Origin of the sequence: Luedemannella flava (assembly GCF_039528515.1) — a bacterium.
Classification (GTDB): domain Bacteria; phylum Actinomycetota; class Actinomycetes; order Mycobacteriales; family Micromonosporaceae; genus Luedemannella; species Luedemannella flava.
Genome location: NZ_BAAALT010000256.1, coordinates 1 through 11,613, shown reverse-complemented (window position 1 = coordinate 11,613; position 11,613 = coordinate 1). Strand labels below are relative to the sequence as shown.

Genomic DNA, 11,613 nt, shown 5'->3' with positions numbered 1-11,613 from the left:
CCGGCGCCGAATGCGGCCGGATCGGGGACCGTGCCGCCCGACGCGGTCGCGTCGAGCGCCGGCGTGGCGTCGAGCAGCCGCCGCGCGGCGCGGGCCAGCGCCACCGGATCGAGCCGCAGGCCGCCCCGGTCGCCCTCGGAGGGATCCATGCCGGGCAGCGTAGAGCGGCCCGCCCCGCGACGGCAGCCACGCGGGCGCGCCTGTGGATAACCCCGGTCTCGGTGGTAGCCCGACTGATCGGGGTGGTAAGAACGACCGCATGACCGAGCGCAGCGAGGCTGAGGACGAGGTTGTCCGTATCGCCAGCGACCTTATCCGGATCGACACCACGAATACCGGCGACCCGACCACCGTGGTGGGCGAGCGGGCCGCCGCGGAGTATGTGGCCGCGCTGCTCGCGGAGGTCGGGCTGGAGCCGGTCATCCTGGAGAGCGCGCCCGGGCGGGCCAGCGTGTTCGCCCGCTATCCGGGCGCGGACCCGGGCCGCGACGCGCTGCTGATCCACGGCCACCTCGACGTGGTGCCCGCCGACGCGAGCGAGTGGAGCGTGCACCCGTTCTCCGGCGAGGTCCGCGACGGGTACGTGTGGGGTCGCGGCGCCGTCGACATGAAGAACTTCGACGCCATGGTGCTGGCCGTGGTGCGCCAGTGGCGCCGGGCCGGCAGGGTCCCGCCCCGCGACCTGGTCCTGGCGTTCCTCGCCGACGAGGAGGCCGGCGGGTCGTTCGGGGCGCACTGGCTCGTCGCCGAGCACCCCGAGCTGTTCGAGGGGGTCACCGAGGCGATCGGCGAGGTCGGCGGCTTCTCCTACACGGTCAGCCGCGACCTGCGTCTCTACCTCATCGAGACGGCCGAGAAGGGCCTGGAGTGGCTGCGCGTGCACAGCCGCGGCCGGCCCGGCCACGGCTCGATGATCCACGAGGACAACGCCGTCACCGCGCTGGCGGAGGCCGTGTCCCGGGTGGGGCGGCACAAGTTCCCGATCGTCATGACCGACACGGTGCGCTCCTTCCTGCACGAGGCCGGCGAGGCACTGGGCATCGAGATCGACCCCGACCAGCCCGAGGACGCGATCGCGAAGCTCGGACCCATCGCGCCGATCATCGGGTCGACGGTGCGCAACACGATCAACCCGACCGGCCTGCGCGCGGGCTACAAGGAGAACGTCATCCCGTCGCGGGCCAGCGCCACCCTCGACTGCCGCACCCTGCCCGGCCAGCAGGAGATCTTCGCGGCCCAACTGCGCGAGCTGCTCGGACCCGACATGGAGATCGAGACGATCCAGTCCCAGCCGGCGCTGGAGACGACGTTCGACGGGCCGCTGGTGGCCGCGATGGGCGCCTCGCTGCGCGCGGAGGACCCGGTCGCCCACCCGGTGCCGTACATGCTCTCCGGTGGCACGGACGCCAAGGCGTTCGCCAAGCTGGGCATCCGCTGTTTCGGCTTCGTTCCGTTGCTGCTGCCGGCCGACCTCAACTTCTCCGCCCTGTTCCACGGCATCGATGAACGGGTACCGGTGGAAGGACTACAGTTCGGCGTGCGCGTACTCGATCGTTTTCTCGCCGAGTGCTGAGCCGCGACAGTTTCTTCGACAGGAGGACCCGCCATGGCTGATCCGGACAGCACCCTGGACACCGCCCTGGCGGACGTGGTCCGGGCGGCCGAGGCGCACCTCGCGGCCGTGCGGGCGGCGGCGGGCCGGCCCGACGACGACGCCGTCTGGCAGGCGTACGTGGCGCTCAACAACGCCGCCCGGGCGTACGACGAGGCGCTCAACGGCGCCCACGGCGAGGTGACCCCGTGGGACCTGGAGGAGATCGCGCCGGACGGGCCGGTGGGCCGCTTCACGGGCGCCGAGGAGGAGAAGAAGGAACCCGCCGACGACCCGTACGACGGGGTGTTGTCGGTGCGGCAGCGGCGCGACTACCGGGTGCCGTCGGTGGCCGGCCTGCTGCGGGTGGCCGACGAGGCGCGCCGGTCGCTGCCGCGCGGGGCGGGGGAGCCGGACGAGCCGATCACGACGGTGGCCGAGGCCGTGCTGGAGCTGATGCGGGCCGGCGACGGCTCGCTGGGCATGCTCGACCTGCCGGAGCTGGCGCCGCTGGACGGGGCCGTGCTGGTGGCCGAGGTGCTCCGCCCGCTGGACCTCGACAACGACGGTGCGGACGAGACGTTCCGGGTCGACCCGGAGGACCGCGTGCTTGGGCGCCTCGACGAGCGGATGTGCGCCGACGTCGATGACGACGGGCGGCTGAGTCTGGGCGACTGACCGCTACAGCGAGGGCGGGCCGGCGTCCGTGGTGCGCCGGCGGAGCATCACCTGGCGGGTGCCGTCCGGGAACAGGCGGACCCGGGCCAGCTCCCAGCCCGAGTATTCGGCGGCGATCGTCAGCTGCACCGCGGCGGTCATCCGGTCGACGTGCGGCGGTAACCGCAGCGGTGCGTACTCGTAGTCCATCCCTGCATCGTGCCCCACCGGCCGAAGTGCGGCCAGTGGCGTACGACTCTGGTGCGGCGAGTGGTCACCCCTGCCGTTCGGGGTAGCCGAGCGCCACCGTGGAGACGTCGGAGAGCGCCTGGGCGATCTCGGCGGGCAGCCGGACGGACTCGGTGGCCAGCGCCCCGACCAGCTGCCCGACGGTGCGCGCGCCGAGGACGGGCGCCACGACGCCGGGCCGGTCGCGCACCCAGGCGAGGGAGACCTCGAGCGGGGAGACGCCCAGCCCGTCGGCGGCGGTGGCGACGGACTCGACGATGCCGGAGCAGCGCGGATTCAGATACGGCAGGACGAAGCGCTCAAAATGGGGCGACGCTGCCCGCGAGTCGGCGGGCCGGCCGTGCCGGTACTTGCCCGTCAGCACCCCGCGCCCGAGCGGCGACCAGGGCAGGATGCCCAGCCCGAGCGCCTGGCAGGCGGGCACGACCTCGCGTTCGATGCCGCGCTCCAACAACGAGTACTCCACCTGGGTGGAGACCAGCGGCGTGCGGCCCGGCCAGGCGCCCTGCCAGGTGGCGGCCCGGGCGGTCTGCCAGCCGGAGAAGTTGCTCAGGCCGGCGTACCGGGCGCGGCCGGTGCTCACGGCGGTGTCCAGGGCGGCGAGCGTCTCGTCCAGTGGGGTCTGCTCGTCGTAGCCGTGGACCTGCCACAGGTCCACGTAGTCGGTGCCCAGCCGGATCAGCGAGGCGTCCAGGGCGGCGAGCAGGTGCGACCGGGAGCCGTTGCGCCGCCGCTCCATGCCGGGCCGCAGCCCGGCCTTGGTGGCGATCACCAGGTCCTCGCGGGGCATGAGCGGGCCGAGCAGCGAGCCGATCACGGCCTCGCTCTCGCCGTCCGCGTACACGTCGGCGGTGTCGACGAGGTTGCCGCCGGCGTCGATGAACGTCTTGAGCTGCGCGGCAGCGTCGTCGGGCTCGGTGTCCCGGCCCCACGTCATCGTGCCCAGCGCCAGCCTGGAGACCAGGAGGCCGCTGCGGCCTAGCGGTCGCTGCTGCACAAAGATCCAGGGTAGTGGTGCGGGTGCGTCCGCGCGCAGCGCCGCGCCGCGCCGCGGGCGCGAGCGCGGCCATCCGACCGCGTACGCTGGGGCGACCTCGATCACGTCCGGAGGGGAAAGGGCCAGGTCATGCCGTTATGCGCGGGTAATGTCCGGCCCTGGTGGCGCGACGCCGCGGCGCGTGTCGGCCATCCGCTCGACAAGCTCCCCACCGGCCGCTAGACCTGAGGCCCGTACCGGCCGCGTACTGTCCACACACGACGTTTGGGGTTCCCCTCGCCATGGAGTTCTGGAAGGCCATCATCCTCGGCATCGTCGAGGGGATCACGGAGTTCCTCCCCGTGTCCTCCACGGGCCACCTGACCATCACCGAGAAACTGCTCGGGCTGAAGGTTGACGACGTCGGGGTGACGGCGTACACGGCGATCATCCAGGTGGGGGCCATCCTCGCGGCCGTTATCTACTTCTGGCGTGACATCGTCAGGATCGTCACGGCGTTCGTGAAGGGGCTGCTCAGCGCCGAGGGCCGGCAGCAGCCGGACTGGCGGCTGTCGCTCGCCGTCATCGTCGGCTCCATGCCCATCGTCGCCGTGGCCCTGCTCGCCGAGGACCTCATCCACGGCCCGCTGCGCAGTCTGTGGGTGGTCGCCGCGAGCCTCATCGGCTGGTCCGTGGTCATGGTCTTCGCCGAGTACGCCGCGACGCAGCAGCGCGGGGAGAAGGACGTCACACTCAAGGACGGCCTCATCATCGGCCTGGCCCAGTGCATCGCCCTCATCCCCGGCGTGTCCCGGTCGGGCGCCACCATCTCGGCCGGCCTGCTGCGCGACATCGACCGGGTCACCGCGACCCGGTTGTCGTTCTTCCTCGGCATCCCGGCGCTGAGCGCCGCCGGCCTGTACGAGGCCTTCAGCGCCACCGACGAGGTCGGCGCGTCGGTCGGCTGGGGACCGGCCGCCGTCGGCACGGTGGTCAGCTTCATCGTCGCGTACGCGTCGATCGCGTGGCTGCTCAAGTACGTCGCGCGGCACTCGATCGTGGTGTTCGTGTGGTACCGGGTCGTCCTCGGCGCCATCATGATCGTGGCGCTGTCGGCCGGGTGGCTATCGGCGACCTGACCGGGGGCGGGCTTTCCCCTGTCGCACCCGTCCAGCACAATCGCGGAGTGGACAGCGACGGCAGGCGGCAATCATGGCGCGCCTCGGTGGTGCCCGTGCCCGCCATGGGCCGGGCCCGGGTCGACTCGTCCGTCGCCGCGATCGAGGCGGCGCGGTCACTCGCTGACCCGTACGAGAAGGCCCTCACCGCCATGGCGACCTGGGCCGTCACCGGCGACCGGCCATTGTGGCTGCTCAACGGCGGTCCCGGCATGGGCAAGACGAGCTTCGCCGGCCAGGTCGCCGAGCGCGTCGCCGCCCACGGCATCCAGGTCGGCTGGGCGCCGCCGGGCCGCGCGGTGCAGGCCGTCCAGACGGTCGTCGCCAGCGGGCGCCCGGGTGTCGTGATCGTCGACGACGCCGAGACCCGCGCCGACGTCGGCGACCTGCTCGCGCTCCTCGCGGGCGGCGGGCAGCCACTGCCGGTGCGGGTGGTCGTCGTTGCCCGCGACTTCGGCGCCTGGTGGACGCGGCAGCTGCACCGGCTGACCAGCCAGGAGCAGGAGGCGCTGTCCGCCCGCCGCACGTTGATCGGCAAGCGCGGCGAGGCCGGCCCCGCCCGCCTCGACCTGGTGCTGCGCACGGACAGCCGGCGCGCCGAGTCGAGCCCGATGGCCACGCTCACCAGCGCCGACCCGGTCAGCGGCGCCGTGCTGCTGCGCATGGCGGCGCTCGTTGTCGCGTTGCCGACACGGGTGGGCCAGCTCAAGCCGCTGGCCCTGCGCGCGGCCGTGCGCGACCTGTTCAGCGACGACGAGGGCTACTGGCGCCGCGCGGCCAACGAGGTGAGCCAGGCCGGCGCGAGTCAGCCCGCCCTGCGCTCGGCCCTGGCCTGCTCCGCGGTGGCCCGCGTCGACGGCATCGCCGACGCGGCGACCGTGCTGCGCCGGGTGCCCATGCTCGCGGTCAGCGCCGCCGACCGCCTCGCCCGCCTCGCCGTCTGGTGGCACGGGTTGTACGACCGCCCCGGCACCGGCACCCCCGCCCGGTCGCCCCGGTTGCCCGGCTGGCTCGCCGACCAGGTGCCCCAGCCCGGCGCCGTCGACAGTTCCGGCCTGAGCTGGACGGTCGCCGCCTTCGAGACCGAACGCAAGGTCACCGAGACCCTCGCCGAGCTGACCCGTGACGTGCACCGCGACATCTGGCCGCGCCGGGTGCCGGGCATCGAGGAGGAGCAGCCCGACCAGGCCGAGCTGGCCCGCAACCTGGAGCGGTCGGTCAGCGCCAAGGCGCCGGTCGACGAGGCGCTGGCCTGGCTCACCCAGGAGAGCGACCTCGGCGAGGACGACATGGCCGCGCTGTCCGAGGCGATGTTCCAGCCCGCCAAGTCGCTGCCCCGCACGGCCGTGGTGCTGCTCAACCGGCTCCTCGACGGCGACAACGACGCCCACGACCAGGCCGCGCTGCAGCTGGAGCTCGGCGCGCGCCTGTCCGAGCTGGGCATGTGGGACGACGCCCGGCAGGTCACCGAGGAGTCGGTCGCCCGGCTGCGCGTCATGGCCGACCTCGACCGGCCCGCGCACCTCGCCGACCTGGCCACCGGCGTGCTCAACCTGGGCTCGTGCGTGGCACAGCTGGGCCGCCACGACGAGGCCCTCAACATCACGTACGAGGCGGTCGGGCTCTACCGCGAGCTCACCGCGTCCCGCCGCGACGAGCACCTGCACAGCCTGGCCCGGGCGCTGACCAACCTGTCGTCGTGCCTGTCGCGGGTCGGGCGCCGCCCCGCCGCGCTCGGCGCCGCCGGGCAGGCCGTGGCGATCTACCGGGAGCTGGCCAGCAACAACCCGCGGGCCTACAGCCGGGAGCTCGCGATCGCCGAGCACAACTGGAACGTGTGCCGCGACGCGCTCGGCCAGCCGGTCGCGGGCCGGCAGCCGGAGCCGCGCCAGGCGTCCATCGGCCCCGCCGCCCCGGCCGGGTCGACGGGGGCCAGCCCGTTCATCCCCAACCAGTACTCGGCCCCCGGCACGGACCGCCCCGCGATCGGGGCGCCGCCGACCGCGTAGGGCCGCGTCGATCAACGGACGTCGGAGGCGGGCGCTACGCTGCTCTGCGTGGCGACTGTCCTGCTACTGCGGCACGGCCGTACGACGGCCAATGTCGAGGGTGTCCTGGCCGGACGGCGGCCCGTCAGCCTCAACGACGAGGGGCGCGCGCAGGCCGTCGCCGTCGGCGAACGGCTGCGCGACCTGCCTTTCGCGGCCGTCGTGAGCAGCCCCCTGCCCCGGTGCGTCCAGACCGTCGCGGCGGCCCTGCCCGACGCGGTGCCGGCGCTGGAGCCCAACCTGACCGAGGTCGGCTACGGCGACTGGGAGGGCGGGCAGCTGCGCGAGCTGGCCAAGGAGCCGCTGTGGCGGGTCGTGCAGCAGCATCCGGCCGCGGTGACATTCCCGGGTGAGCGGGGCGAGGCGATGCCCGCGATGTCGGCGCGGGCGGTCGCCGCGGTGCGGGCCTGGGACGCCAAGGTGACCGCCTCACACGGCCCCGATGCCCTGTGGCTCGCCTGCAGCCACGGCGACGTGATCAAGGCCATCATCGCGGACGCGCTCGGGCTGCACCTCGACCAGTTCCAGCGGATCGTCGTGGACCCGGCGTCGGTGACGGCGATCCGCTTCACGCCGGCCCGCCCGTTCCTGCTCCGCCTCAACGACACCGGTGCTGACCTGCGCGTTCTCATCCCGCCTCCACGACCGGACGAGCCACGGGAGGACGCCGAATCCGACGCCGTCGTGGGTGGTGGCGCGGGTCGGCCCGCCGATGACGCGTCCCCGGTCGTGGGCGGATAGGGTCAAGTCCATGAGCGAGCGGAGCGAGCGAATCATCGGCTCTGCTGGACCATGCCGGCGCCGGAGCGTAGCGGAGGTGGTGGCGGCATGAGCCACCAGGTCTATGCCTTTGAGCCGCCGGAGCGGTTCGTTGCCGGGACCGTGGGGTCTCCGGGGGAGCGGACCTTCTTCCTGCAGGCCCGTGGTGGCGGCCGGCTGGTCAGCGTCGTCCTGGAGAAGGTCCAGGTGGCCGTGCTCGCCGAGAAGCTCGAGGAGCTGCTCGCCGAGGCGCACCGGCGGTTCGGCGTGCCGGTTCCGGAGGCCGGCGGCGGCGGTGACGACAACGAGCCTCTGGAGCTGCCGCTGGAGGAGGAGTTCCGGGTGGGCACCCTGGGGCTGGCCTGGGACGGGGAGAGCCAGACCGTGGTCATCGAGGCCATCGCCGTCGGCGAGCTGGACACCGACGACCCCGATGAGGAGGACCTGGCCGACCTCGACCGCCTGCGGGTGCGGCTGACCCCGCAGGCGACCCTGTCGTTCATCGCCCGCGCCAAGCGGGTCGTGGCCGCGGGCCGGCCGCCGTGCCCGTTCTGCGGGCAGCCGCTGGATCCCGGCGGGCACCTGTGCCCGCGGCACAACGGCTACCGGCGGTAGGTCGCGTTGCCCACCGGACAGACCGGCGCCCGGGCCCGAGGCCGGGCACCCGTGCCGCCGACCCAGCCGCGCGCGGGCGCGGAGCTCCCCACCCAGCAGGCCCTGGAGCTGTTACGCCATGGCGACCTCATGGTGGAGGGGCGGCTCGTCGACGCGTCCAACACGACCCTGCGCGCGTTCCTGACCCTCGCTGGCGTGACGGTGCGCTGCGTCTACAAGCCGGTGCGCGGCGAGCGACCGTTGTGGGACTTCCCGGACGGCACCCTGGCCGGCCGCGAGGTCGCGGCCTACCTGGTGTCGGCGGCCACCGGGTGGGACCTCGTGCCCCCCACGGTGCTGCGCGACGGGCCGTACGGGCCGGGCGCGTGCCAGATCTGGGTCGACGAGCCGGAGGACGTGGCGCCGCTGGTGGGCGTCGTGGCCGAGGAGGACCTGCCCACGGACTGGCTACCGATCGCCGAGGTGGGCGAGCGTGAGGGCAGCACGTACGTGCTGGCGCACGCGGACGACGCCGGCCTGGCCCGGCTGGCCCTGTTCGACGCGGTGGTCAACAACGCCGACCGCAAGGGCGGTCACGTGCTGCACACGGGCGGTGGGCACCTGCACGGCGTCGACCACGGGGTGTGCTTCCACGCGGACGAGAAGCTGCGCACGGTGCTGTGGGGGTTCGTGGGGCGGCCGTTGCCCGCCGAGGCCCGTGCGGTGCTCTCGGCCGTCCACCACGATCTGGACGGCCCGTTGGGGGCGAACCTGGCGGCGGTCCTTACCCGCCCGGAGGTCGACGCGACCGTGGCGCGGGTCACGCGGCTGCTCAGCACCGGCGTGTTCCCGGAGCCGCCGCAGCACTGGCCCGCGGTGCCGTGGCCGCCGCTGTGAGAGATCTCTGGCTAGGCTTGCGCCCATGAAGTCCTGGACCGCCCCCTCCGTTCCCCGCCTGCCCGGTGCGCCGGCCGGCCCGCCCCGGCTGTTCGACACCGCCCGGCAGGGCACGCACCCCACCCGGTCGGCCGGCACCGCGACCATGTACGTCTGCGGCATCACCCCCTACGACGCCACCCACCTGGGCCACGCGGCCACGATGATCACCTTCGACCTGGTGAACCGGCTGTGGCGCGACGCGGGCCTGGACGTGCGCTACGTGCAGAACGTGACGGACATCGACGACCCGCTGCTGGAGCGCGCGAACCGCGACGGCGAGGACTGGATCGTCCTGGGCATGCGCGAGACGGCCCTGTTCCGGGAGGACATGGAGGCCCTGCGGATCCTGCCGCCGGCCGCGTACATCGGGGCGGTGGAGTCGATCCCGGCGATCGTGACCCGGGTGGCGGGCCTGCTCGACGACGGCACGGCCTACCGCCTGGAGGACGGGACCGGCGACGTCTACTTCGACCTGTCGGCGGCGCCCCGGTTCGGCTACGAGTCGAACTACGACCGGGAGACGATGCTGACGCTGTCGGCGGAGCGCGGCGGTGACCCGCAGCGCCCCGGCAAGCGCGACCCGCTCGACCCGCTGCTGTGGCGCGGCGCCCGCGAGGGCGAGCCGGCGTGGGACGGCGGCCCGCTCGGCCCCGGCCGGCCCGGCTGGCACATCGAGTGCGCCGTGATCGCCCTGGACCACCTCGGCGCCACCGTCGACGTGCAGGGCGGCGGCAACGACCTGATCTTCCCGCACCACGAGTGCTCCGCCGCGCACAGCGAGGTGCTCACGGGCGAGGCCCCGTTCGCCCGCCACTACCTGCACGCCGGCATGATCGGCCTGAACGGCGAGAAGATGTCGAAGTCGCGCGGCAACCTGGTGTTCGTCTCGCGCCTGCGCGGCGACGGGGTGGACCCGATGGCGGTGCGCGTGGCACTGCTCGCGCAGCACTACCGCGAGGACCGGCAGTGGACCGACGACGCGCTCAAGGCCGGACAGGAGCGGTTGGCCACGTGGCGCTCGGCCGCCGCGGCGCGGTCCGGGCCGTCGGGCGAGGCGTTGCTGTCGGGGGTACGCGCGGCGCTGGGCGACGATCTCAACTCGCCCCGGGCGCTGAGCCTGGTCGACGAGTGGGCTGACGCGGCTCTGGCCGGCGAGGGCGACGACCCGACGGCCCCCGCGACGTGCGCGGCCGTGGTGGACGCCCTGCTGGGCGTGCGCCTGTGACCGTGAGCGAGCGTTGACGACCGAACCATCACGCGTGAGCGGGCTGCCCAGGCTCATCGCCACCGACCTTGACGGCACGTTGCTGCGCCCGGGCGGCGAGCTGGCACCCCGGACGGTCGCGGCGTTGCGCGCGGCCGTCCACAGGGGAGTGGAGGTCGTCGTGGTGACCGCCCGCCCGCCCCGCTACCTGGACGCGGTGGGTGCGGCGCTGGGTGTGCCGGTGACGGCGATCTGCGCGAACGGGGCGGTCCACTACGACCTGGTGGACCGGCGCGTCCTGTCGGCGACCACGATCCCGCTCGACACCGCCCGTACCGTCGCGGCTCTTGTCGCGGGCCTGGGCGGGTCGCTGGGCCTGGCCGTGGAGACGGGCAGCTACGTGGTGTGCGAGCCGGCCTTCCAGTTGCGGCACGCGGATGATCCGGGGATCCGCGAGGTGACGGCGCCGGATCTGTTGTGGGCCCAGGCCGAGCCGCTTGTGAAGCTCATGGTCTGGTCGGGGGAGCAGGGCGCGGACGAGCTGATGGCGGCGGTCCGCGCGGTGGTCGGCGATGTCGTCGAGTGCACCCATTCGGGCGGCCCCGGCCTGTTGGAGATCAGCGCCGCGGGGGTGGGCAAGGCCACGGCGCTGGCCGCCTGGTGCGCGGAGCGCGGCATCGCGGCCGCCGACGTGGTCGCGTTCGGCGACATGCCCAACGACCTCGGCATGCTGCGCTGGGCGGGCACGGGCGTGGCGATGGCCAACGCCCACCCCTCGGTCCTGGCCGAGATCGCCGGCAGAGCGCCGGCCAACGACGAGGACGGCGTCGCCGTCGTCATCGAGCGGCTGCTCGCCGTCGCCGCCCCGCCGGTGCCGGAACAGGCGCGGTCGCCGGAGCACTCAGTCCGCGAGCAGGTCCAGTAGGCGCCGCGCCTGGGCGTCGGCCGTACCGGGCGGGTTGCGAACGGCCGCCGGCCCGCCGGGCAGCAGCAGGGCGAGCCAGAACATCGCCCACAGCCGTTGGGCCGCGCGCAGGCGGACGGGGTCGACCCGCACGTGGTCGAGCAGCCGTTCGGCGCCGGTCCCGCGCGTCGACAGGTGCTCCAGGAGTAGGGCGACCTCGGTGGCGGGGTCGGACAGGGCGGCGTCCTCGAAGTCGACGATCCGTACGCGCCGGCCGTCCCACAGGTAGTTGAGCAGGTTCGGGTCGCGATGGCCGAGGACGGTCACGGGCGGCGGGCAGCGCAGCAGCGCCGGGTCGGGCCCGTCCCACCAGGCCCGCGCCGCGTCGTAGGCGGCGGCCGCGACGCCGGTGGCCGGTCGGGGCGCGGCCGTGAGCCGGGCGCCGAAGGCGAGATCGTCGCGCCACGGGCCGAGCGGCGGCGCGTCGTCGTGCGGCACCGTCCACAGGGTCCGG

Annotated in this window: 12 protein-coding genes; 9 read left to right on the top strand and 3 right to left on the bottom strand. The window is 74.1% G+C overall.

The window, feature by feature from the left end; translation table 11 throughout:
- Window positions 1-259 precede the first annotated feature (259 nt).
- Window positions 260-1,573: a M20/M25/M40 family metallo-hydrolase gene (locus ABD211_RS29020; protein ID WP_344138709.1), complete on the top strand. Its 1,314-nt coding sequence runs from the start codon at window positions 260-262 to the stop codon at window positions 1,571-1,573.
- Window positions 1,574-1,606: 33 nt separating this feature from the next.
- A complete protein-coding gene (locus tag ABD211_RS29015; RefSeq protein WP_344138707.1) occupies window positions 1,607-2,269 on the top strand; it encodes a hypothetical protein in 663 nt (220 codons plus the stop codon).
- 3 nt (window positions 2,270-2,272) lie between these two features.
- On the opposite strand, the gene ABD211_RS29010 is transcribed toward ABD211_RS29015, so the two are convergent.
- Window positions 2,273-2,458: a DUF5703 family protein gene (locus tag ABD211_RS29010; protein ID WP_344079624.1), complete on the bottom strand. Its 186-nt coding sequence runs from the start codon at window positions 2,456-2,458 to the stop codon at window positions 2,273-2,275.
- 64 nt (window positions 2,459-2,522) lie between these two features.
- Window positions 2,523-3,494, bottom strand: coding sequence for an aldo/keto reductase (locus ABD211_RS29005; RefSeq protein WP_344138705.1), 972 nt, complete (start codon window positions 3,492-3,494; stop codon window positions 2,523-2,525).
- Between the two features lie 281 nt (window positions 3,495-3,775).
- Between ABD211_RS29005 and ABD211_RS29000 the strand changes: the two genes are divergently transcribed.
- The 7 genes from ABD211_RS29000 (at window position 3,776) to ABD211_RS28970 (ending at window position 11,120) form a co-directional block, all read left to right on the top strand.
- Window positions 3,776-4,612 carry an undecaprenyl-diphosphate phosphatase gene (locus tag ABD211_RS29000; protein WP_344138703.1) on the top strand — a complete coding sequence of 279 codons (837 nt, stop codon included), beginning with the start codon at window positions 3,776-3,778 and terminating at the stop codon, window positions 4,610-4,612.
- 47 nt (window positions 4,613-4,659) lie between these two features.
- Window positions 4,660-6,660: a hypothetical protein gene (locus tag ABD211_RS28995; protein ID WP_344138701.1), complete on the top strand. Its 2,001-nt coding sequence runs from the start codon at window positions 4,660-4,662 to the stop codon at window positions 6,658-6,660.
- Window positions 6,661-6,699: 39 nt separating this feature from the next.
- Window positions 6,700-7,440 (top strand): MSMEG_4193 family putative phosphomutase, encoded by a 741-nt coding sequence (locus ABD211_RS28990; protein WP_344138711.1) that lies wholly within the window; start codon window positions 6,700-6,702, stop codon window positions 7,438-7,440.
- An 87-nt stretch (window positions 7,441-7,527) separates the two neighbouring features.
- The gene (locus ABD211_RS28985) at window positions 7,528-8,073 is read left to right on the top strand and encodes a DUF3090 domain-containing protein (protein WP_344138700.1); all 546 of its coding nucleotides are present in this window, start codon (window positions 7,528-7,530) and stop codon (window positions 8,071-8,073) included.
- Window positions 8,074-8,124: 51 nt separating this feature from the next.
- Window positions 8,125-8,949, top strand: coding sequence for an SCO1664 family protein (locus ABD211_RS28980; protein WP_344138698.1), 825 nt, complete (start codon window positions 8,125-8,127; stop codon window positions 8,947-8,949).
- Window positions 8,950-8,974: 25 nt separating this feature from the next.
- Window positions 8,975-10,216 carry a cysteine--1-D-myo-inosityl 2-amino-2-deoxy-alpha-D-glucopyranoside ligase gene (gene mshC, locus ABD211_RS28975; protein WP_344138696.1) on the top strand — a complete coding sequence of 414 codons (1,242 nt, stop codon included), beginning with the start codon at window positions 8,975-8,977 and terminating at the stop codon, window positions 10,214-10,216.
- A gap of 34 nt (window positions 10,217-10,250) precedes the next feature.
- A complete protein-coding gene (locus ABD211_RS28970; RefSeq protein ID WP_344138694.1) occupies window positions 10,251-11,120 on the top strand; it encodes a Cof-type HAD-IIB family hydrolase in 870 nt (289 codons plus the stop codon).
- Here ABD211_RS28970 and ABD211_RS28965 read toward each other — a convergent pair.
- On the bottom strand, window positions 11,097-11,613 hold a 517-nt coding region (locus tag ABD211_RS28965), incomplete at its 5' end, for a phosphotransferase family protein (RefSeq protein ID WP_344138692.1). The two genes, ABD211_RS28970 and ABD211_RS28965, sit on opposite strands and share 24 nt — an antisense overlap.

What these genes read in the sequence shown, in the direction of transcription:
- ABD211_RS29020 (WP_344138709.1), top strand. Translation starts at nt 260, where the DNA reads ATGACCGAGCGCAGCGAGGCTGAGGACGAGGTTGTCCGTATCGCCAGC.
- ABD211_RS29015 (WP_344138707.1), top strand. Translation starts at nt 1,607, where the DNA reads ATGGCTGATCCGGACAGCACCCTGGACACCGCCCTGGCGGACGTGGTC.
- ABD211_RS29010 (WP_344079624.1), bottom strand. Translation starts at nt 2,458, where the DNA reads ATGGACTACGAGTACGCACCGCTGCGGTTACCGCCGCACGTCGACCGG.
- ABD211_RS29000 (WP_344138703.1), top strand. Translation starts at nt 3,776, where the DNA reads ATGGAGTTCTGGAAGGCCATCATCCTCGGCATCGTCGAGGGGATCACG.
- ABD211_RS28985 (WP_344138700.1), top strand. Translation starts at nt 7,528, where the DNA reads ATGAGCCACCAGGTCTATGCCTTTGAGCCGCCGGAGCGGTTCGTTGCC.
- mshC (WP_344138696.1), top strand. Translation starts at nt 8,975, where the DNA reads ATGAAGTCCTGGACCGCCCCCTCCGTTCCCCGCCTGCCCGGTGCGCCG.